The 21853-nt window shown below is 51.5% G+C and carries 21 protein-coding genes; 10 read left to right on the forward strand and 11 right to left on the reverse strand.

Annotation, left to right across the window (positions count from 1 at the left end):
- The first annotated feature begins 216 nt into the window (after positions 1 to 216).
- From GQ51_RS00685 to ftsB, 4 genes are all read left to right on the forward strand, one after another.
- On the forward strand, positions 217 to 1842 hold the full coding sequence (locus GQ51_RS00685) for a CTP synthase (RefSeq protein WP_047548534.1): 1626 nt from the start codon (positions 217 to 219) through the stop codon (positions 1840 to 1842).
- Positions 1843 to 2001: 159 nt separating this feature from the next.
- Positions 2002 to 2841: a 3-deoxy-8-phosphooctulonate synthase gene (kdsA, locus tag GQ51_RS00690; RefSeq protein WP_047548536.1), complete on the forward strand. Its 840-nt coding sequence runs from the start codon at positions 2002 to 2004 to the stop codon at positions 2839 to 2841.
- A gap of 216 nt (positions 2842 to 3057) precedes the next feature.
- On the forward strand, positions 3058 to 4344 hold the full coding sequence (eno, locus tag GQ51_RS00695) for a phosphopyruvate hydratase (protein ID WP_047548539.1): 1287 nt from the start codon (positions 3058 to 3060) through the stop codon (positions 4342 to 4344).
- Positions 4345 to 4462: 118 nt separating this feature from the next.
- Positions 4463 to 4789, forward strand: a complete 327-nt coding sequence (ftsB, locus tag GQ51_RS00700; protein ID WP_047548543.1) for a cell division protein FtsB — start codon at positions 4463 to 4465, stop codon at positions 4787 to 4789.
- A 75-nt stretch (positions 4790 to 4864) separates the two neighbouring features.
- On the opposite strand, the gene ygfZ is transcribed toward ftsB, so the two are convergent.
- The gene (gene ygfZ, locus GQ51_RS00705; RefSeq protein WP_047548544.1) at positions 4865 to 5875 is read right to left on the reverse strand and encodes a CAF17-like 4Fe-4S cluster assembly/insertion protein YgfZ; all 1011 of its coding nucleotides are present in this window, start codon (positions 5873 to 5875) and stop codon (positions 4865 to 4867) included.
- Positions 5876 to 5908: 33 nt separating this feature from the next.
- Here ygfZ and GQ51_RS00710 point away from each other — a divergent pair, with 33 nt between their 5' ends.
- The gene (locus GQ51_RS00710; RefSeq protein WP_152604088.1) at positions 5909 to 6403 is read left to right on the forward strand and encodes a protein YgfX; all 495 of its coding nucleotides are present in this window, start codon (positions 5909 to 5911) and stop codon (positions 6401 to 6403) included.
- Positions 6404 to 6435: 32 nt separating this feature from the next.
- On the opposite strand, the gene GQ51_RS00715 is transcribed toward GQ51_RS00710, so the two are convergent.
- From GQ51_RS00715 to GQ51_RS00730, 4 genes are all read right to left on the reverse strand, one after another.
- Positions 6436 to 6885, reverse strand: coding sequence for a CBS domain-containing protein (locus tag GQ51_RS00715; RefSeq protein ID WP_047548551.1), 450 nt, complete (start codon positions 6883 to 6885; stop codon positions 6436 to 6438).
- Between the two features lie 48 nt (positions 6886 to 6933).
- Positions 6934 to 8226, reverse strand: coding sequence for an SAM-dependent methyltransferase (locus tag GQ51_RS00720; protein ID WP_047553441.1), 1293 nt, complete (start codon positions 8224 to 8226; stop codon positions 6934 to 6936).
- An 11-nt stretch (positions 8227 to 8237) separates the two neighbouring features.
- Positions 8238 to 8693, reverse strand: a complete 456-nt coding sequence (locus tag GQ51_RS00725; protein ID WP_047548554.1) for a universal stress protein — start codon at positions 8691 to 8693, stop codon at positions 8238 to 8240.
- 69 nt (positions 8694 to 8762) lie between these two features.
- Positions 8763 to 9341 (reverse strand): nitroreductase family protein, encoded by a 579-nt coding sequence (locus GQ51_RS00730; RefSeq protein ID WP_047548557.1) that lies wholly within the window; start codon positions 9339 to 9341, stop codon positions 8763 to 8765.
- Between the two features lie 637 nt (positions 9342 to 9978).
- Here GQ51_RS00730 and GQ51_RS00735 point away from each other — a divergent pair.
- Both GQ51_RS00735 and GQ51_RS00740 read left to right on the forward strand, forming a co-directional pair.
- Positions 9979 to 10395 (forward strand): hypothetical protein, encoded by a 417-nt coding sequence (locus tag GQ51_RS00735; protein WP_052177623.1) that lies wholly within the window; start codon positions 9979 to 9981, stop codon positions 10393 to 10395.
- A 148-nt stretch (positions 10396 to 10543) separates the two neighbouring features.
- Positions 10544 to 11062, forward strand: a complete 519-nt coding sequence (locus GQ51_RS00740) for a carboxypeptidase-like regulatory domain-containing protein (protein WP_047548560.1) — start codon at positions 10544 to 10546, stop codon at positions 11060 to 11062.
- A 47-nt stretch (positions 11063 to 11109) separates the two neighbouring features.
- On the opposite strand, the gene amrS is transcribed toward GQ51_RS00740, so the two are convergent.
- The 4 genes from amrS to GQ51_RS00760 all read right to left on the reverse strand — a co-directional run bounded on the left by amrS (position 11110) and on the right by GQ51_RS00760 (position 14455).
- The gene (gene amrS / locus GQ51_RS00745) at positions 11110 to 12192 is read right to left on the reverse strand and encodes an AmmeMemoRadiSam system radical SAM enzyme (RefSeq protein ID WP_047548563.1); all 1083 of its coding nucleotides are present in this window, start codon (positions 12190 to 12192) and stop codon (positions 11110 to 11112) included.
- Positions 12189 to 12818, reverse strand: a complete 630-nt coding sequence (gene amrA / locus GQ51_RS00750) for an AmmeMemoRadiSam system protein A (protein WP_052177624.1) — start codon at positions 12816 to 12818, stop codon at positions 12189 to 12191. The genes amrS and amrA overlap by 4 nt, the downstream gene beginning before the upstream one ends.
- A complete protein-coding gene (gene amrB / locus GQ51_RS00755; protein ID WP_235276130.1) occupies positions 12811 to 13662 on the reverse strand; it encodes an AmmeMemoRadiSam system protein B in 852 nt (283 codons plus the stop codon). Before amrB ends, amrA begins: the two co-directional genes overlap by 8 nt.
- 175 nt (positions 13663 to 13837) lie before the next feature.
- On the reverse strand, positions 13838 to 14455 hold the full coding sequence (locus GQ51_RS00760) for a response regulator transcription factor (protein WP_047548566.1): 618 nt from the start codon (positions 14453 to 14455) through the stop codon (positions 13838 to 13840).
- 410 nt (positions 14456 to 14865) lie between these two features.
- On the opposite strand from GQ51_RS00760, the gene GQ51_RS00765 reads away from it, so the two are divergent.
- From GQ51_RS00765 to GQ51_RS00775, 3 genes are read left to right on the forward strand one after another with little or no spacing between them, the layout of a single operon-like run.
- The gene (locus GQ51_RS00765) at positions 14866 to 17019 is read left to right on the forward strand and encodes a type I secretion system permease/ATPase (protein WP_047548569.1); all 2154 of its coding nucleotides are present in this window, start codon (positions 14866 to 14868) and stop codon (positions 17017 to 17019) included.
- Positions 17016 to 18428: an HlyD family type I secretion periplasmic adaptor subunit gene (locus GQ51_RS00770; RefSeq protein ID WP_047548572.1), complete on the forward strand. Its 1413-nt coding sequence runs from the start codon at positions 17016 to 17018 to the stop codon at positions 18426 to 18428. Before GQ51_RS00765 ends, GQ51_RS00770 begins: the two co-directional genes overlap by 4 nt.
- On the forward strand, positions 18429 to 19061 hold the full coding sequence (locus tag GQ51_RS00775) for a helix-turn-helix transcriptional regulator (protein WP_047548574.1): 633 nt from the start codon (positions 18429 to 18431) through the stop codon (positions 19059 to 19061).
- A 78-nt stretch (positions 19062 to 19139) separates the two neighbouring features.
- Here the strand turns inward: GQ51_RS00775 and GQ51_RS00780 are convergent, their stop codons facing one another.
- Both GQ51_RS00780 and GQ51_RS00785 read right to left on the reverse strand, forming a co-directional pair.
- On the reverse strand, positions 19140 to 21056 hold the full coding sequence (locus tag GQ51_RS00780) for a bifunctional diguanylate cyclase/phosphodiesterase (RefSeq protein ID WP_047548577.1): 1917 nt from the start codon (positions 21054 to 21056) through the stop codon (positions 19140 to 19142).
- A 20-nt stretch (positions 21057 to 21076) separates the two neighbouring features.
- Positions 21077 to 21715 carry a transglutaminase-like cysteine peptidase gene (locus tag GQ51_RS00785; protein ID WP_081987061.1) on the reverse strand — a complete coding sequence of 213 codons (639 nt, stop codon included), beginning with the start codon at positions 21713 to 21715 and terminating at the stop codon, positions 21077 to 21079.
- Positions 21716 to 21853: the final 138 nt, after the last annotated feature.

Consider the following 21853-nt stretch of genomic DNA (forward strand, 5'->3'; position numbering starts at 1 on the left):
GTTAGGCAGAATCGCTAAGCTTAATTTTATGGAGGAGCGGGGATATTCGCTTGATTTATATCAACTACCGCTTAATCAGCAGTCATTCCGCGACTGTGTTATGCAAAGCGGCATGTTTAAAATTAACATTCAATTAAGAGTTTTTGTTTGTAGGCTAGGGGGCTTTAAAGTAAAATAGACTCCCGTCTGAAACAAATAATTTAAAGCTCCTTTCCCATGACCAAATATGTATTCGTAACCGGCGGTGTTGTTTCCTCTCTTGGTAAAGGTATCTCCGCTGCCAGCCTTGGCGCAATCCTGGAATCACGTGGTATCAAAGTCACCATGCTGAAACTGGATCCTTATATCAACGTTGACCCCGGTACCATGAGTCCATTCCAGCATGGTGAAGTGTTTGTGACGGATGATGGGGCGGAAACCGACCTTGACTTGGGTCACTACGAACGCTTTATCAGCCAGCGCATGGCTAAACGCAATAGTTTTACTGCCGGCCAGATCTACGAAACAGTGATCAAAAAAGAACGCCGCGGTGAGTATTTAGGCAAAACCGTACAGGTGATCCCACACATTACCGATGAAATCAAAGCCCAGGTGAAACGCGGCGCAGCTGGCGCCGATGTGGCTATTGTTGAGGTTGGCGGCACGGTGGGCGACATTGAGTCACTGCCATTTCTTGAAGCTATCCGCCAGATGGGTTTTGAAGAAGGCAGGGAAAATACCTGTTATATCCATTTAACCCTGTTGCCATGGATTCCAACCGCAGGCGAACTCAAAACCAAACCTACCCAGCACTCGGTAAAAGAGTTGCGTGAAATCGGTATTCAGCCGGATATTCTGCTGTGCCGTGCTGACCGCGACATTCCTGAAGAGGAGCGCAGAAAAATTGCCCTGTTTACCAACGTGGCTTCCGAAGCGGTGATCAGCGTGATTGATGCGGAGTCTATTTACCGGATTCCCGGCATGCTGCATGGCCAGCACCTGGATAGCATCGTTTGCAAGAAACTGGCGATTGCCGCTAAGCCAGCAAATCTTATTGAGTGGGAGCGCATTGCTACCGCGCTTGCTAATCCGAAACACCTGGTCAATGTGGCGTTTGTTGGTAAGTACGTCGACTTGACAGAATCTTATAAATCGCTGACAGAAGCATTGATTCATGCCGGTATCCACACCGAGTCGAAAGTTAAAATCCATTACATAGACTCGGAAGATATTGAGCAGAATGGTACCGGCGCACTTGCCGGCATGGATGCGATTCTGGTGCCCGGCGGCTTTGGTGTGCGGGGTACGGAAGGCAAGATCGCGGCGATCCAATACGCACGTGAAAATAAAGTGCCTTACTTAGGCATCTGTCTTGGTATGCAGTTAGCAGTAATTGAGTTTGCCCGTCATGTTGCAGGCCTGGAAGGTGCGAACAGCACCGAGTTTAACCCGGATGCGGCACACAAGCTGATCGGCCTGATCGATGAGTGGCAGGATGCCTCGGGCAATACGGAAAAACGCGATGAGAATTCCGATCTGGGCGGCACCATGCGCCTGGGTGCGCAAAGCTGTCCAATCGTGCCTGGCACCTTGGCTGCCGGCATTTATGGTTCACATGTCAATGAACGGCACCGTCATCGTTATGAGGTGAATAACCATTATGTAGAGCAGCTTAAAGCGGCTGGCCTGGTGATCTCTGCGAGGACGCCGACAGAAGACCTGTGTGAGATGGTTGAATTGCCGCAGAACGTGCATCCATGGTTTGTGGCGTGCCAGTTCCATCCTGAGTTTACGTCTAATCCACGCACCGGGCATCCGCTGTTTACGGCTTATGTGAAAGCGGCATTGGCGAATAAGAAATAATTTAACCGCCGATGAACGCCGATACACGCCGATAATTCAATTGCGTGGGATGTAGAATCGAGAGTTAAATCAGCGTTTATTCAGTAACATCACTATTAAGGTTTTATCCGTTTTTATCGGCGTTCATCGGCGGCTAAAAAGAATTTAAGGTTTAACTAAATGAAACTATGCAACTTTGATGTAGGTATTGAGCACCCACTGTTTTTAATCGCCGGCCCTTGTGTCATTGAATCACAGCAGATGGCGATCGACACCGCCGGCCAGCTTAAGGAAATTGCGAGCGCGCTGAATATTCCGTTCATCTATAAATCTTCTTACGATAAAGCGAATCGCAGTTCCAACAAGACTTTCCGTGGCTTTGGCATGGAGCAGGGGCTGAAGATCCTTGACGAAGTGCGCCGTCAGATCGGCGTGCCGATTCTGACCGACGTGCATACCGAAGAGCAGGTGCCGCACGTGGCCGCCGTGGTAGATGTGCTGCAGACGCCTGCATTCCTGTGCCGACAGACCGATTTCATCATGGCGTGTGCCAAATCCGGCAAACCGGTGAATATCAAGAAAGGCCAGTTCATGGCGCCGGGCGACATGAAGAATGTGGTAGAAAAAGCCAAGGAAGCCAATGGCGGTGCAGACAATATCATGGTGTGTGAACGCGGTGTTTCATTCGGCTATAACACCCTGGTATCCGATATGCGCGGCCTGGCCATTATGCGCAATACCGATTGCCCGGTGGTGTTCGATGCAACCCATTCAGTGCAGCAGCCGGGCGGGCAAGGTGACAAGAGCGGCGGCCAGCGTGAGCATGTGCCGGTACTGGCGCGTGCGGCAGTGGCCAGCGGCATTGCGGGCGTATTCATGGAGACGCATCCGGATCCTGCCAAGGCATTGTCAGATGGCCCGAACGCATGGCCACTGCATAAGATGAGAGATTTGCTGGAAGTATTGGTGGATTTAGATAGGTTGGTAAAAAAAGCTGGTTTTATTGAAACAACGCTTTGATTTTCGACCGCCGATAAACGCCGATGCACGCCGATAAAAACAGTTAAGATGAATTTATTGTTATGTTATTGAAATAGCGGTGGTTATCCTTATTCAAAAATTTAAATTTTTGATTTAAGTCATCGGCGTGCATCGGCGTTTATCGGCGGTTAAATTGGTTTTAATGTTGTTTGGTAAGCGGCTAATAATAAATTTAGTTAAATTGAGGAGAAAATAATGAGCGCGATTGTAGATATTATTGCCCGCGAAATTTTGGATTCACGTGGTAACCCGACTGTTGAGGCTGACGTATTGCTGGAGAGCGGCGTAATTGGGCGCGCAGCCGTGCCTTCAGGCGCTTCTACCGGCGCTAAGGAAGCCATGGAGCTGCGTGACGGTGACAAAAACCGTTACCTGGGCAAAGGCGTGTTGCAGGCGGTTGAAAATGTAAATACTGAAATCACCGAAGCGATCATCGGCTTAGATGCTGAAGAACAAAGTTTTATCGATAAAACCCTGATTGAACTGGACGGCACGGAAAACAAGGACCGCCTGGGCGCCAATGCGATCCTGGCTGTTTCCATGGCATGTGCGCGTGCAGCAGCTGAAGAATCAGGCTTGCCCTTATACCGTTACCTGGGTGGTTCAGGCGCAATGCAATTGCCAACCCCAATGATGAACATCATCAACGGTGGTGCCCATGCCGACAACAGCGTGGATATGCAGGAATTCATGATCATTCCGGCTGGCGTGCCTACATTCCGCGAAGCGATTCGCTGCGGTGCAGAAATTTTTCATGCCCTGAAAAAAACACTGCATAAAAAAGGCCTGGCAACGACAGTGGGCGACGAGGGTGGTTTCGCACCGAATCTGCCATCTAACGAAGCTGCGATCCAATATATCCTGGAAGCGATTTCAGACGCAGGCTACGAGCCTGGACGTGATGTGTATCTGGGTCTTGATTGCGCAAGTACCGAGTTCTACAAAGATGGCCGCTACCACCTGGAATCAGAAGGCCTGGCACTGACTTCAGCACAATTTACCGATTACCTTGCTGCATGGTGTGATAAATACCCGATCATCAGCATTGAAGACGGCATGGGCGAGTTTGACTGGGAGGGCTGGGATATCCTGACCAAGCGCCTGGGTAAAACCACACAGCTGGTGGGCGATGACCTGTTCGTGACCAACAGCAAGATCCTGCGTGAAGGCATCCAGCGCGGTGTTGCAAACTCCGTGCTGATCAAGGTGAACCAGATCGGTACGCTGACCGAGACATTCCAGACCATCGAGATGGCGAAGCGTGCAGGGTATACCGCCGTGGTTTCACACCGTTCAGGTGAAACGGAAGACAGCACGATTGCGGATATTTCAGTCGCAACCAATGCATTGCAGATCAAGACCGGCTCACTGTGCCGTTCAGAGCGTATTGCCAAGTACAATCAATTATTACGTATTGAAGAAGAACTTGGCGATGCAACCAGCTATGCAGGCAAGTCTGCTTTCTACCAGCTCTTCAAGTAACCATCTTGTATTCGAACCGACACCTTGCCGTATGTGCCAGCCGTGCTGATTGCGCGGCGTCTGCCCATGCGCCTGGTGTTGCTTCCGATGCAAGCGTACTGCGTTTAAAGCGTTAAAATTGAAAGCCCTTACGCTCATCTTCGTTATCCTGATTGCCCTGCTGCAGTATCCGCTGTGGCTGGGCAAAGGGAGCTGGCTGCGCGTGTGGGAACTCAATCGCAAAGTGCAAGTGCAGCAGGAAAAAAATTCTGCATTGAAGGCGCGCAACGCGATGCTGGATGCAGAAGTGCGTGATTTGAAAAGCGGTAAGGCCGCTATTGAAGAACGTGCCAGAAGCGAGCTCGGCATGATCAAGCAGGATGAAGTGTTCTTCCAGGTGATTGAAGCGCAGCCGCAGCAGCAAGCCCAACCTCGGGCGCAATTACAGCAGCAGGCCCAGCCTTAGCGCTATAGAGGCCATCAAACCTGCGTTTGTCAGGTTCAACAGCACTGCATCACATTTTTATTTCAAGCTTGGATTTTATAAGGCGTAGGGCAATTGCAGGATGTCCAGGGCACTGCCATTCACATTTAACGATCCAGCTTCAACACTTTCCAGCCTGATTTCTGCCAGCAAGTCATAGCCGCCGTTATAAGAGGGCGCGCATCTTGCAACTTTACCTACGATGTCGCCGCTGCTGTTGAGCACGTTGTCGCCAGGCTTTGGCGGGGTTGTACTATTTTCAGTATGCGTTTCAATATGCGCCAGGTGGCTGCGGCGCTTGACGGTACCTAAATAATGGGTGCGTGCCACAATTTCCTGCCCGGTGTAGCAGCCTTTTTTAAAGTTGATGCCATTCAACAGGTCAAGATTCAGCATTTGCGGTACGAACTCCTCCTGCGTGGCCGGGTACACTTCAGGAATGCCGGCCTGAATCTCCAGTAGTTCCCAATAGGCTGCATTGACGGTTTTGGCATGCTGCGACAGCTTATCCCAGATGGCAGGCGCATGGGCGATGTCGGTAAAAATCTCGAAGCGTGGCTGGCTGCCCGGCAGCCTGATGAGTGCGCCGCTATCCAGAGCGGTCAGCGCATAGTCGGTTTGCGGTATTTCTGGAAACAAGCTGCCCAGCAGCTCGATCGACCTGGCGCCATATACACCGATTTTAATGATGGATTCGCTGACATCCTGAATCTCGACTTTGCTGCGCATCACGTACATCTTAAGGCGTTTGGCAATCGGGGCGATTAAATCCTTAGGCAGCTGCAAATGTATATGCTCCTGATGCGCAAATGCCAGGAACAAGGCCAGCAAGCGGCCTTTAGGGTTACAGTAGCCACTGTAGTGCGCCAGATTGCCATTCAGCTGTTTGACATCATTCGTGACCTGACCCTGCAGGAAAGTAAATGCATCCGCGCCTTGCAGTTGCAGCAGCCCCAGGTGAGAAAGGTCGCAAATGACGGTTTCATTGATTAACGATGGTGAAATTTCACTCAGAGGATGTTGTTGGGCAGAGGCCTGGAGAAATTGATGCCATTGTTGTGTACTCATGTTAACCTTTATTGAAATAATTGATATGCAGTCATGAACGATAAGATGAAGCCCATACGGCTTAATTTCAAGCCCTCGATTACACTCACCTTGATGATCTGCATGATGGGTCTGGGTGCTGCTGCCATTTTAATACTGCCGGCCCTGTCTTGGCAGATTAAATTGCTGGCGGGCATGGCGGTGTTCACGGCTGTTGCTTATGCGGTGTGCCGGCATGGCCTTTTGTGGCTGCCATGGTCATGTGTTGCCCTGCGCGTGAGCAGCCGCAATCAATTGCAGCTTGTACGCAGGGATGGCAGAGTCTTATCCGTGGATGTATGCAGCGATTCGGTAGTCACGCCATATCTAACGGTTGTGAACTGCAGGGAGCCGGATGCAAAATGGCTTGCATGCATATTTGCGCCGCGGCTGGTGATTCTGCCGGACATGCTTGATGCGGAATCATACCGGCAGCTTCGGGTCTGGCTGCGCTGGGGCAGGGCGCGCGACGTCTCAGGAAGCAAGCCCAGTGAACGAAACCCCTTCTGATTTTACTGAATGCGCTGAAAACCTGTCCCGGTTCAGCGGCGCTTGTCAGCCTCGTTCTGCTGTTCCCTGGCCAGCAGTTCCGCAACACTGCATAACTGACTCGCCATCAACAGCAGCAGGTCATCAAGCGTGATGATTCCGGTCAGCCCGCCGTCTTTCCTGACTACCGGCAGGCGGCGCACCCCTTTATCGGCCATCAGCCTGATGGCGTCGGACATTCCGGCATCTTCTTCTATGGTGAAGATGACCGGCAGCATGATGTCGCCAACGGTGATGACATGAGGATCCAGCCCCGGCGCGACTATTTCTATGACCACATCACGGTCGGTCACAATGCCTGCCGGCAGGACTGCATCCTGTATTTTTTTGACAACCAGCACATCTCCGATATGATTCTGGCGCATCAGTTCCGCGGCTTTAAAAACCGTATCGTCGCGGCCGACGGCAACAAAATCTCGTTTACAAAATTCTCTGATCGACAAGATATTCCTCCATGTTTCCGGTTAGCGCTGCGGGCTACGCTTCATGTTTCAGGGTTCGTATAAGTCACGCCGGGTCAACGGCAATGGCGGAAAGCTGTTGTTCTTGCGCACGGCCAGTATCTGGTAAATTCCGGTCTGCCCCTGTTCGAACTGCAATGCGCAGCCTGTCATGTAAAGCCGCCAGATACGATAGTTGCGCTCTCCCACCAGGCTGATGGCTTTTGCATGGTTTTTTTCAAGCCTGTGCACCCAGTGCCTGAGCGTCAGTGCGTAATGCGGGCGCAGGCCTTCAACATCGTAGATTTCGAAGTCTGCATCTTCCATCAGTGATTGAATCGTGCTGACCGTTTCCAGTTCGCCATCCGGAAAAACATGGCGGTTGATGAACCTGCTGGAAACGCAGTTGCCCCAGCCTGACTCGTCCGTAGTGATGCCGTGGTTAAGGAACAGGCCATTCGGTTTCAGCAGGCGGTTGACGATAGAAAAATAGCCCGGCAGGTTTTTGATGCCTACATGCTCAAACATGCCGATGCTGGAAATCTTGTCATAAGAGACCGCCTGGTCAAGCTCACGGTAATCGCGCAGCTCTATGAATACCCTTCCTTGCAGGTGCTGCCTGTTTACTTCTTCACAGGCATGTTCATATTGGCTCTGGCTGAGCGTGATGCCGTGTGCATGTACCCCGTAATGTTTGGCTGCCCAGCATGCCAGCGCACCCCAGCCGCAGCCGATGTCAAGAAAGCTTTCCCCGGGCTGCAAACGCAATTTACGGCAGATATGGTCAAGTTTGTTGCACTGCGCCTGTTCAAGGTTCTGCTGCGGATGTTCAAAATAGGCACAGGAGTAGATCATGCGCTCATCCAGCCATAAGCGGTAAAAGTCATTCGATATGTCATAATGAAAGGCGATGGTTTCCCTGCCGTTATCGCGCGCAGCTTCTCCATCCCTTACAAACTCTATCGGCCGTCCCGCTTTGTATCTATTCAGGAACAACACTTTCATCAGCAGCGTCAGCTTTTTGCCCAGCGGCAGCTTGAGGTCTTCCAGGTAATGACGCAGGCCAAGTGCCGCATTAAAGTCACCGTCCACTTCAATTGCACCGTCGAAATAGGCTTCGGCAAGCCTGACCGGGTCGCGGAACAGTATCAGGTCACGCAGTACGCCGGCATCTTTTATTTTCAGTGTGAATTCGGAAAGGTCGCTGCCTATGCGCAGTTTGCTGTCATTCCATAAGTGGATCACAAATGACCCCAGATAATCACTGAACAGGTACGACAGAATCTGCTGTGCCGCGATATGGCGGTCACTGTGATCGAATTGCAAGTTTGGGTTGATATCCATTTCCATCATCATTACCTTTCTGCATGAGGACTTTTAACCAGCAAGACCGGCACATGGCTGGTCCGCAGCACATTCTCCGCATCGCTGCCCATGACCAGGCGGCTGATACCCCTCAGACCGTGCGTTCCCATCACGATGAGGTCTGCAGGCCATCTTTCCGCTTCTTTAACAATGTAGAAAGCTGCCCTGCCGCCGACAGCTTCCATGCACTTTGTGTCGGCAGTCACGCCGGATTTCCCGGCGGCGGCAAGCGCTTGCCTGATGATTTTATCTCCGTTTTCCCGCAGGATGTCGATCATATAGGTGACGTTGAAATCGCCCGCCATATCGACTATCGGGATATAAGTGTCTATCACATGGAAAAAATGCAATTCTGCATGCTGCTCTTTCGCTAACTTGATCGCTTCAAGCATGCCCGCGGTTGAGGCCATGCTGCCATCAATCGGGCAGAGTATGTGTTGGTACATGGGGTCTTCTCCTGGTAGCGGAAAAAGCGGCTTCAGAACATGCAGTCAAGTGGGGATGTGGCATAAGAATCACTGGGGAATCGATTTAAGTATCAGGGGCGCTTTACGCGAGCTGGGGCTGGCTTCCGTTCTTGGGTAACCGACAATGATCGGTGCAACCGCTGTAAATTCCGGAGGAATGCCCAGTGTCACCTTGACATCCGGCAGGCACATCGCCGGCAATGCCGATGCAATGACGCAACTGCCCAGATTCATGGCACAGGCGGCCAGCATCAGGTTTTCCGCCGCCATCCAGCAATCGGCAATCGGCATCTGGCCATTAGCCCTGGCGCAGATGATGATCAGGGTGCCGGCATCATAAAAAAGGTTTCCCGCGGTGTTTTTTAAAATATCCTCCCTGGTGCCTGTTTTCCTGAGCTCTTCAAGAAACAGCGGTTTTGCGATCGTAGAAAGGTTTTGCAGGAGATCTTTATTCTGTACGATAACAAATCCCCATGGTTCTTTATGCATGGCCGTAGGTGCCCACACGGCTGCTTCCAGCAGTGTTTTCAAGACCCCATCTTCAACTTTTCTTAGCGCATAGCTCCGTACCGAGCGCCTGCCAAGGATGGTTTCAAATATGGTTTGTTCCAATTCGGGTAACGGCATGGCATATCGCCTTTGTAATGCATTACTTCAGAAAATATTTTCTGACCGAGTGTGGATAAAGTAGCAATATTTTTGCACTAAGATAATCCGCGCGAACACGTATATTGATTTATCCAGTGCTGATATCCGGGTGTAAGGAGCATGCAGGCGGCGTTGATGCACCAGTCTGGCCATTCTTTATTCATGTGCCATGCGCTGGTGCAGGCATTGCCGGGATCGAAGTTTTTTTGCCAGGAAAAACGGTTGAAGAAAATAAAAAATCCCCTGTTTTTCTATAGTCCGCATGGATAAAAGGATTGAGTGACTACGTGTTAGCCCTTACGTGTTTACACTCATTTTGTTAGTCGAAATTAGGTTGTAAATTTGACGCTATTGAATTAATTGTAGTCATCCGCATACTTTTGGGCACGGAAATCAGGCACGGTGTTTTTGCAAACGGGTAAGTGTCGTGAATTATTAGTGCCGTGAATGAAAAGTATTTTGTCCTGAAGCGTAATTGTTCATCCTTAAATCAGCAGGTAACCGCCGTATCCATTGGTTTCAGTACCGTAACAGGTGTTAATAGCAACTAGGCAAGTGGATTCCGGGTGAGGTGTGAGGCGGATGAGCTATAGAATGCAAACAAGGAGATACAGCAATGATTGCCCAGCGTACCCCCCCTTTGATTGAGTATAAACATTTTTCAGTGAGCAAAAAGCCGCTTGCAGTAGAAGATGATGACGAAAATAGACTGGTTTTAACGCTGCATTACAACGGCATGATTACTGAATGCAATAAAGCCGGTAGCAGGTTGCTGCACTGCATGCCATCGGAACTGATCTGGCAGCATATTTCCAGGTTGTTACCGCAGCTAAAGAACGTCGCGCTCATGGAAGGCTCAAACCTGAACCCATACCTGCATTTCCTGACACGCGTCGGATATAAATTCGAAGTGATCAGCCTGAACGGCGCACGCTTGGTTGCGCGCGTGTTTTTTTGCGAAATCGGGAGTACCGAGCACAGGTTCCTGCGGGTCATTATCTGCCCGCTTAGCCAGGAGAGAATGGCGTCGTAGCTGATGCTTGAATAACCTTGCGAGGCATGTCTTTTTATTGGTGCTGGGTATGGGTGCTTGCGATACGGAATGATCTATTTTAAACTGGGTTCAGGCGTAAACTGGTCTGGTAGCTTATTTTCATTCAATAACAAGAAAGAAGTGCCATATGAACTATTTTAAAGTCGTTCTTGCCACAATCATGATCCTGTTCCTGGGTTCATTTCACGCTACGGCAATGGGGTTCCTGCCACCGGAAAACCTGGCGGAAACGCCAGCGGAAGCATTCGCCCCCGATCATATAAGCACAGAGGTGGATTTCGCAAAATGCCTGTCCTATACGGCTGCGGATGGCGCCTGTTATATCTCCGGAGGCATCAGCGGCGATGAGGTCAGCCAGTTCAAATCACATGCCAAGGAATACCTGCTGGAGATCGTATTCGTACGGAAAGCGGATGCCGAAGACAATGACCGCATAGAAGAGTACATTGCGGACGTGCAGCTGCAGATCAAGGATGCCAAGGGCAATGCCGTTGTCGAGACGGTGACTGAAGGCCCTTTTTTCCTGGCAAACCTGCCGCCGGGAAAATACCAGATCAGTGCTGATTATGCAGGTGTGGTGAAACATAACATGGTGACTATCTCGGCAAAGAAACATCTGAGAATCGTATTTCTCTGGCCTAGATAATTTTTGCAGGTCACTTTATTCAGGTCACTTTATCCGGGTAGCTATATTCAGGCATAAGCGCCGATCACGATCGGAATGCGTTTCCTGCCGAAATCTCCTGCCATGCGGTCAAAGTGCCCGGCAATCCGGGCATTGCAGTCCGGGCAAAATCCATTTTCGGTCAGCCGGTACTGCTTGATCTGATACCAGTCGCGCACGATCAGCGATGTCTTGCATTCCGGGCAGAAAGTAGTATCGCCTTGCTGGTTATGCACATTGCCGGTGTAGACGTATTGCAGGCCTGCCTGCATGCCGATTTCACGCGCGCGTATCAGTGTGGCGGGCGGTGTGGCCGGAATGTCCGGCATTTTATAATCGGGGTGGAACGCCGAGAAATGCAGCGGCACACCGGTGCCCAGCTCCTTTTTTATCCACTGGCACATGGCAGCGAGTTCTTCATCTGAATCATTCTGGCCAGGAATCAGTAATGTGGTAATCTCGAACCATACATCGGTCTCATGCCTGAGGTAGCGCAGGGTATCCAGTACCGGCTGCAGTTGTGAGCCGGTAAGCCGGTAATAGAATTCTTCAGTAAAAGCTTTAAGGTCAACATTGGCGGCATCTATTTTCGCGTAAAAGTCGCGCCTGGGAATGTCGTGCATATATCCCGCAGTGACGGCAACGGTTTTGATGCCGCGCGCATGGCAGGCATCGGCGACATCCATCGCATATTCGGCAAAAATGACCGGGTCGTTATAGGTAAATGCCACGCTCCTGCATTGATGATGTTCGGCAGCCATCGCGATGGCCTGGGGGGAAGCCTGATTCATCAGCCGGTCCAGGTCCCTGGATTTGCTGATATCCCAGTTCTGGCAGAATTTGCATGCCAGGTTGCAGCCGGCAGTCCCGAAAGACAGCACACTGCTGCCTGGGTAGAAATGGTTAAGCGGTTTTTTTTCTATCGGGTCTATGCAGAACCCGGATGAGCGTCCGTAAGTGGTGAGTATCATCTGGCTGCCTTCACGCATGCGCACAAAACAGGCACCGCGCTGACTGTCATGCAGTTTGCAGTCCCTGGGGCAGAGGTCGCACTGCATGCGGCCATCATCCAGCATATGCCAGTAACGCGCCTGATAGTGGGTTTCGTTCATGATGCCAGCCTTTCTGTGCCGTACTGCCGCAGGTTTTCTTCTTCGAATTCTGTAACCGTGTAGCGGTAAATTTCAACGTCATCGCACCAGAAATCCGGACTCAGTCCGGCTTTACGTTTCAGCTGTGCCATGAATGCTGCCGGGTCGGTTAATTGTTTCCATACCTGCGGCAGGAAAGTGCTGCGGTAATGGCCGTACTTGAACACCAAGCCGTCAATCTGCGGGCGCAGCTGTGCCAGGGCATCGGCCTCATCTTTAAACGAAAGCGGTTGCAGGGTGGATAGCAGCGAGATTTCGATATGGATGGCATCCAGTTCGGCTGCGGTCAGCGGCGGGAACCTGGGGTCGCGGAAAGCTGCGGCATAAGCATTGGTTTTGATATCCTGCAGCAAAGGCTGCACGGCCTCAAGGGTGCCAATGCAGCCGCGCAGTTGGTGGTTCATGGTCAAGGTGACAAAGCTCGCGCCTTTGTCATGCAGCCATGGCAGGTTTTCGTCTACCGGTTCCCCCTGCCTGCCTAAGGCTTCGGCAATCACGCTACGGGCGATGGACAGTAATATCCTGCCTTTCTGTTCTAAGCTGCCAGGTATTTCAACCGGATTGCGATTATTTATTGTGTTATGCATTGGCTGTGTCCTCTGCGAACGCAAATGCGGCGTAACCGACCACGCGATTCTTATCACCGGCAGTGTCGCCGGAATTGCATAAATCCAGCAGCACGGGATGTAGCCCATGTTTTTTTGCCGACAGGATCAGCCCATTGACCGGTGTGCCGCCACAGGCTTGCTGATGCGTCAGTCCGCCCTGCATGCCGAGTATGTTTCTGACAGTGGATTTATCCACCTCGCTGGCGACGGCGTAAGGCAGAAAGTGGGACAGGTCCGAGCTGACTATTATCATGGTTTCCGGGCCGCCCCATAAGGTTTCCATGACTTCGGCCACTTCCTGCGGTGTGGCATCCCCAACCGCCAGCGGTACCAGTTTGAAGTCGTCCAGCACTGATTGCAGGAACGGCAGCTGCACTTCCAGGGCGTGCTCCTGTGCATGTGCAGGGTAGCTATGCACCACTTGTTGCATGTGGGAGACAGAGGCTATCGCTGCCTTGTCCAGCTTCACTTCACCCAGCGGGGTGGTGAACGCATCTACATCCGGCAGTGCCAGTCCCCTGACTGGCACTCGATGCACCGGCCCCAGCAGGATGACGCGTTTGATGACGGTGCGCCATCTGGTGAGATGGCTGTAGGCAATGGCCGCAGTCTGCCCTGAATAAATATAGCCCGCATGCGGCACTATGATGGCTTTGGGCGGTGCCGTGCCTGTGCCCAGGCTGACAGGGGTGCCGGCAGCGGCCTGCTGAAGCAATGCGCCAATATTGTCAGCCAGCGCTTGGCGATCACCCGGATAAAAACTGCCGGCAACTGCGGCGGGGCGTATAGTCTGCACCTGATCCTCCATCACCTGACCCTTCATCACCTGGCTCCCCATTAAGCTGGATCAATACATCCATGCGACTGGAGCATGACCATACCCTGGCCAGGCATTAAAAACACTTGAATTGCAGTTACTCTAGCAAAAACGCGAGCGCAGGATAATCCGCGCGAGCACTTATTACAGGGGAGGCCGGGCTAGAGGTTTCAGGTGCAGGCTATTCAAGCAGCCGGCCTTCACTGGCGATCCTTGCCAGGTCCAGCAGGTTGGTGGCGCCGGTTTTATGCATGATCTTTGATTTATGGATTTCTACAGTGCGGTGGCTGATGCCCAGGCGCCGTGCAATTTCCTTATTGGGGGAGCCGGCGACCGCGAGTGTCATGACTTCGCGTTCCCGTTCGGTCAGGTCTGCCAGTTTTGATTTTGCATCCTGGCCATTCTCCAGCTGGGTAACCAGCCTTTGGCTTTCCAGCAGTGCAGACTTGACTGAAGACAGCAGGTTCTCGCGCGTGACGGGTTTGGTGAGGAAATCAACGGCGCCTGTTTTTACTGCCTTGACGCTAAGGGGAATATCGCCGTGACCCGTCAGGAAAACAATCGGCAATTTGATATTGCGCCGGTTCAGTTCCTGCTGCAATTGCATGCCATCCATACCCGGCATGCGTATGTCGAGTATCGCGCAGCCGTAAATGCCGTTCTGGCAGACGCTCAGGAAATCCTCACCATTACCGTATGTTTCTACCCTGATGCCTTCCTGCTCGATCATCAGCATCAGGGAGTCTCTTACAGCCGAATCATCATCTACAATAAAAACCGTGGCTTCGGAAATATTCATATTGATTTTTTCATGGTGCGAATGGTCGCGTGAGATGAATTATAGCCGCTGTTTCCGGATTTGGTACATGTAAAACGTATCGTCGCGAGCCGCAGCCAATGTGTAACGATAGCCGTGATTGGCAGGCCGGATTGATAGATGCGCGTCACTTAACATATCGCCTGACCTGAATTAACTTGAATGGTGATTGGCTTGATCTGGATTAAACCCTGATGCCGTGCATCGTGTATATTGCTTTTAATTGAACCCATTCAGATAGAGGGTATATTCAGGCGCAGGCATGCCGGTGTCTGTACCGGGTTTGTTCGCCAACATGTATCGTCAGGCACGCTATTTGCAGTGTAAACTAATTGAACGTGCTGCTAAGCAGATAATGAAACCAAAAGATAACTAACGATAAGGCAGGATGGATGAGTATCGAGGGCTTAGACCAAGTAAAAAGCGATGGCACAGGTGACTCTTTATTAGATAGCCTGGCATTGATTTGCCGCCTTTATGGCGTGGCGACTTCCAAAGACGCGTTAGTGTCAGGTTTGCCTCTGCGTGATGGCAAGATGACGCCGGCGCTGGTGAAACGATCAGCGGATCGCGTTAACCTGGCCGTGACTATTTTAAAGAAACCCCTGAATGAAATCAGGCCGGAGTTCTTGCCGGCTATCCTGCTGCTTAAAGATGAAGAAGGCTGTGTCATCACCAGGCTGGACCCTGCCAGAAATGAGGCGGGTGTCATTTTTCCCGAACTCGGTGAAGCCGAAGTCGTGATGCCCTTAGGCGAACTGGCCGAGCGCAGCCTGGGTTATGTGATTGTTGCAAAACTGAAATATGTGTTTGACCAGCGAGCGCCCAGTATCGGCAAGGTGCGTCTGCAGCATTGGTTCTGGGGGTCGCTGGCTGAAAACAGCCGTATTTACCGCGATATTATGATCGCGGCTTTTGTCGTGAATATGTTCGCGCTGGCCATGCCGCTTTTTACCATGAATGTTTATGACCGGGTGCTGCCAAACCGCGCTACGGAAACCCTATGGGTGATGGCAATCGGCATATCGGTTATCGTGATCGGCGATCTGATGCTGCGCACCATGCGCGCTTACTTTCTGGACTGGGCAAGCACCAGGATCGATGTGAAACTGACCCGGCGCATCATGGAACATGTGTTGGGAATCCGCCTGGAGCAGCGCCCTAATTCGGTAGGCTCATTTGCGAACAACCTGCGCTCATTCGAGACTGTCAGGGATTTCATCACATCTGCCACAATTACGACATTTATTGATATTCCGTTCGGCCTGATTTTTGTCGGGGTCATTGCCTGGATTGCCTTGCCGATGATTATTCCGGTTCTGCTGGGTGCGGTGGTCATCCTGATTTATTCATTCAGCGTGCAGACCAAAATGCATGACCTGTCAGAGACCATGTACCGCGCAAGCGCAATCCGCAATGCAACCCTGATTGAGAGCCTGGTCGGCCTTGAAACCGTCAAGGCGCTGGGCATCGAAGGACAGATGCAGCGCAAGTGGGAGCATAGCTCGCATTTCCTGACGGAAGTCAGCAGTAAATTGCGCCTGCTGACTAACTCTATCAACAACGGCGCCGCCAGCATACAGCAGCTTATTACCATTGCGATCGTGGTGCTGGGCGTGTACCTGGTGATTAACGGTGAACTGACCATGGGCGGCCTGATTGCATGTTCCATGCTGGCGTCCCGCGCCCTGGTACCTGTCGCGCAGACAGCCGGCCTGCTGACGCAATACCATAACGCGGCAACCTCTTTGACCTCGCTGGACGAAATCATGAACCGTCCGGTTGAACGGCCTCTGGATGGCACGTTCCTGTCCAGGCCGCAATTCAACGGTGACATTGAGTTCAGGGAAGTGACATTCCGTTACCCAGGTGCTGAAGAAGATGCTTTAAGCAAGGTGTCTTTCAAGATCAAGGCCGGTGAGCATGTGGCGATATTGGGTCGCATGGGTTCGGGCAAAACGACCATACACAAATTGATACTGGGCTTATACCAGCCTACTGCAGGCGCGATTCTGGTTGACGGTATCGATGCGCGCCAGATTGACCCGGCGGAGTTGAGGCGCTGTGTGGGCTATGTACAGCAGGATACGCAGCTGTTTTATGGATCCATGCGTGACAATATAACGATTTCATCTCCGCATGTGGATGATGACACCGTGCTCGCAGCGGCGCATGTGGGTGGTATCGATGAGTTTGTGAACGCACATCCCAAGGGGTTTGATATGCTGATCGGCGAACGGGGCGAAACCTTGTCCGGCGGGCAGAAGCAGGGGGTAGGCATCGCACGCGCCTTCATTGCCAGGCCATCGGTCATATTACTCGATGAGCCAACCAGCGCCATGGATCACTCCGGCGAAGAAGCGATTAAACGCAGGCTGGTTGAAGCGACCAGAAGCAAAACACTGTTGCTGATTTCACACAGGTCTTCCTTATATGACCTGGTAAACAGGATCATTGTGATTGATTCCGGCAGGATCGTGGCTGACGGCCCTAAAGACCAGGTAACTGATGCACTGAGAAACGGCAAGATAGGTAAGGCGCTATGAGTGAGAAACTGTTTGATAAGCTGGGAACCCTCAATCGCGTTCTGAAGAGCCAGACTTGGCTCACCAAGCCGATTTATTATTTTATTGACCGTACCGTGCCGACCGAAACCCGGGAAGACCTGCATTGGGAGGATGAGGCCGACCTGGCCATACTGGAGCAGACCCCGGTCAAAGCCAAAGCCCTGCTGTATGCAATTGCCATTGCGCTGGGTGCGCTGATTCTCTGGGCATCGATAGCCAAGGTGGATGAAGTCACAAGGGGCGAAGGGCGGGTCATTCCATCCAGGCAAGTGCAGGTGATCCAGTCTCTCGATGGCGGTATTGTGGCCGATATTCTGGTCAAGGAAGGTCAGGTGGTCACGGTTGGCACGCCGCTGGTACGTATTGATGAAACGCGGGCAGTCTCCTCCCTCAGGGAAAACCAGGCGCAGTACCTGGCATTCCTCGCCAAGCAGTCCAGGCTCAGGGCGCTGGCGGAAGGCAAACCGTTTACACCGCCTCCTGAGGTGCGCAGTGAGGCGCCGGAGGTTTATGACCAGGAGTATGCTTTGTATATCTCCAGCCAGGAAGAACTGGCATCGGCAATTGATATTGCGCGCAACCAGATGGTGCAGCGTGAAAAAGAATTGCAGGAAGTTCAGTACAAGAAAGAGATCGCGGAAAAGAATTTTGAATCTGCGAACAAAGAACTGGCTGCAAATAAGCCCTTATTGGCCAGTGGAGCCGTATCGGAGATTGATATCCTGAAGCTGGAACGTGAGGCGACCAGGGCCAGGGGCGATATTGACCAGTCACGTGCGCAGATCGCCAGGATCCAGAGCGCGATTGGTGAGGCGCGTCGTAAAATCAGCGAAGTGGAGCAGAACTTTAGAAGCAAGGTTCGTACGGAACTGAGCGATGTCACTGCGCGGCTGAACAGCCTGTCTGAGGTCAGCGTTTCACTCCAGGACAAAGTCAATCAGACCACGTTGAAATCACCGGTGAACGGTAAGGTTAGCCGCTTGTTCTTTAACACGGTTGGCGGTGTGATACAGCCCGGAAAAGAAGTGCTGGAAGTGGTGCCTACAGATGATGCGCTGATCCTTGAAACCAAGATCCAGATCAAGGATATTGCTTTTATCCGCATGCTGCAGCCTGCTGTTGTGAAACTGACGGCTTATGACTATACGATTTATGGCGCCCTTGATGCCGTGGTCGAAAATATCGCAGCTGACTCTATTGTGGATGAAGAGGGCAATGCTTATTATCTGGTGAGGGTGCGTACACTGAAATCCAGCCTTGGTAAAGGTTTGCCGATTATTCCTGGCATGGTGGCCCAGGTGGATATTATTACGGGTAAAAAGACGATTCTTTCTTATTTGCTAAAACCGGTGTTAAAAGCAAAGTCATACGCTTTCAGTGAGAGATAAATGCAGGATATATTTGTTAGTACGTTGCCCAAGTTGGTGAGCAGCTGGGTAGAAGCTTTCCCGGATGCATTGTTGATTCAAGATGTTCTAGAAGCGGGTTCGAATTTAGAGATTGTTTCCAGTTACAGTGCTGCCCTGGTATTCTGGCTGCATATCAATGACAGCCAGAATGGCTCGCTGCCTGCAGCGATAGCATCAGTGCTGCGCAGTTACCCGGATGCCAAAATCGTGGTTCTGGCCAATACGCCCGGCCATGCCGAGACCTTGCAGGCTTTGAGTGCCGGGGCAATGGGCTATGCGCATGCGTATTCGGCTCCGGAAATGCTCAAGGAAATAAAGACCGTGATTCATCATGGCGGTATCTGGCTTGGGCACCAGCTTTTAAAACGGCTGATCGAGACTTCGGTGAAGCTTACGGGCAATTCACCTGAACTGGTTGAAGAGTTGCTGGGCCGTTTGACCAGCCGTGAAAAAGAAGTTGCGATCGAAGCGGCCAAAGGCATGAGCAATAAGGAAATCGCACGTGTATTGCAGATCACGGAGCGTACGGTTAAGGCGCACCTGGCCAAAAGTTTTGAGCGCCTGGGCGTGAAAGACCGGCTGCAATTGGCGCTGATGCTCAATAAAAAATAACCTCTGGCCTGAGTCCAGGGGTTATTTGCAGGGTGTCAGGAGATTCATCCCTGATCTCCTGACCCATCTTAATCCATCTTATATCCTGATGCCCGGCCCGGTCATGCCATCAATGCCGATTTGTTTTAACACGGCGATTTCAGGCTGCGTGTGTACGCCTTCGGCGATTGCGATGACGCCGATCGAATGCGCAATCATGCACAAGCCGCGCAGCAATGTTTTGTTTGCCTCACTGCTGTCAATGTCGCGAATCACTGAAGCATCGATCTTGATGTAGTGCAGGCCGATGTCGTGCAGTTCACCCAATCGCGAAATGCGCGTGCCAACGTGCTCGATGCCGATTTTGCAGCCGAGTGCCCTGATTTTTCTGCAGAACTGGTGAAATTCCGGCAGGTGGTCAAAGGCTTCCTGTTCCGGTATTTCAAAATACAGCTTATCGGCAATATGCGGCCGGGCACGGACGGTGCCGGTGATTTTTTCTATAAAAGACTGGCTGCGCATGGCGCTGGCCGATACATTGAGGCCAATGGCCTGGGCGCCATTGCTGAGGGATTCGGCTGCGGTTTCAAATGCCAGTTCATCCAGGCGCGTCATCAGGTTGAGCTGGGTTGCCCAGGTGATGAACTCACCGGCACAGAACCATTTGCCATCAGGTTCGAGCTGCAGGCGTGCTGGCGACTCGAAATGCAGCAGATTGCCGGCCTGGTTGATGACAGGATAACGCTCAAGTTTGATTCTCCTGTTATCCAGCGCCGAAGTGAGCAGGTTCAGCCATTCGTTTTCATGGTGATCCTGGTATTGATCAAGGTCGCCGGAGCTGATGACGTGCAGTACGTTGCTGTGTTCAGCGCCAATTTCATTCAGCAGTTTGTTGCTGAGCGCGATCATTTTGCCAGCATCGTCCGTGCCGGTAACGCGCATTGCAACGGTAGTGAAGTTGATGTTGATCGATTTGTTATTGGTACCTTCGATTTTTTCCAGCAGTTTTTTGATGTGATTGCCGAAAGAATAGCTGTCAGCGGGCTGGTTGGAAAAAACGGCAAAGTCCGTACCGTTTAAACGTCCGACAGATAAGCCCGGTTGCAGGCTGCAAGCGTTTTGCAATGTGTCGCTGATCGCTTTCAGCAGGGTGTTGGTTTCTTTATAGCCCAGCTTATGGTCAATGGCCGCGAGGTTGGTGAGCCTGGAGATAATGAGCGCACCTTCATGAAAGTATTCTTCGTGGCTGATGTTCGCATCCAGGTTTTTAACGAAATAGTCATGATTCATGAGGCCGGTGATATGGTCATAATTGTTGTCCAGGCGCAGCTGATCCAGCCTGGCGGATTCCTCGCTGACGGTTTTCTTAACGCGGTTGGAGAGGGTGTTCATCGCATTTACAACTGCTTTGAACTCCTTGGTTCTCGGCACGCTGATGGTAATGAAACGATTTTCGCCTATGGACTCGGCCTGGCTGACGACATCGCTCAGCGGATTTAATATCCGTCTCAGGATCTGGCTGCCGGCCACGCCGCTAAGGAATCCGATCAGTAACACCCAGAGCGCTGTCAGTACCGTGTTATCCCATAATTTATCGTAAACAACATTGGAATCGCTTTCGATTTTCAGCGTGCCGTATTGTGACCATCCATCCTGAATGTCTGCCTGGCCGGGCTGCAGCCGCAGCGGGGTGAATTTTACAAACCAGTCCGGCGCCTTGGTTCTGCTTGTGTTGTTGATGCGCTCGCTGATGACTTTTCCGTTCGGGTCCACCAGGCCAATGTAATGGTAATGACCGGTATCAAACTGGGCGGAAATCAGCAGGTCCAGCGCAACAGGATCTTTCTCGATCTGCGTGATCGACAGCGCAAGCGTGGTGGCATTGTCATCGTTCTTTGCCTGAAGCTGCTGCTCGAAATAGTGTTTGCTGGCTACCGTGCTTAAAATAAACGCCCCGGCAAACGCCAGTGACAGGATCACGACAATCGCCAGCCATAATTGCTTAATTAAAGACATATCATCTTCCTAACCATCATTTATTCTAGACCTTCCATCTGCATACGCAACAGCACATCACGCCACTTTGAAAGGTGTGATTGTGCATCGTCTTTTGGGTTCGGGTTGCTGCCGACCCAAATACCTTTATCGTTAAAGCTGAAAATAGGGGATAAGTCTTTTCTTTCGGATGCAGGGTAAATCCCGGGGACCAGGTTATCCAGAATCAATGGTTCCGCCTGCGGCGTTGCATAATAGCTCAGCACCATGTGTGCCCGTACTGACTTCTGGCCGCCATTATTGAGCTGTGCCTTGACATAAGTGAGCCTGAGCTTGTTGTTCGGTATATTCGCGGCCTTGAGGAACATGTATTTTGCGATGCTGAAATCTTCGCAGTCGCCAGCCTGGCGCCCTATAGACTCAAGAGGCGAAGACCAGTAATCGGATTGCCCCCAGATTTCAATATCGTCGGCAAACAGCATTTTTTTATTGAAAAAATCGTTTATTTTTCTGAGTTTTTCAACATCAGGCGCGGTTTTCAGCTGAGAGACCAGCTGCTGCAGGTCTTCAATATCTTTTTGTGCCTCTTCGCCATATCTTTGCCTGGCAAGCGTGCCTAATTTATCGAAATCATAACCCGCTGCAAAAATACAGGAAAAACAGAACAACATCAACATCATGCAAACGGCAATGCAGAATGGATGCTTGAATGTTATTGGATTTATTTTAAGACCCGTAGGCACTTACACTCCATTGGTGCAATGAGGGGCTGCCGAGCTTGACGGTGAAGCAGTGCCCATTAAATTAACCGAAAGCTA

The sequence above is a fragment of the Methylotenera sp. G11 genome, from assembly GCF_000799735.1.
Taxonomy (GTDB): Bacteria; Pseudomonadota; Gammaproteobacteria; order Burkholderiales; family Methylophilaceae; genus Methylotenera.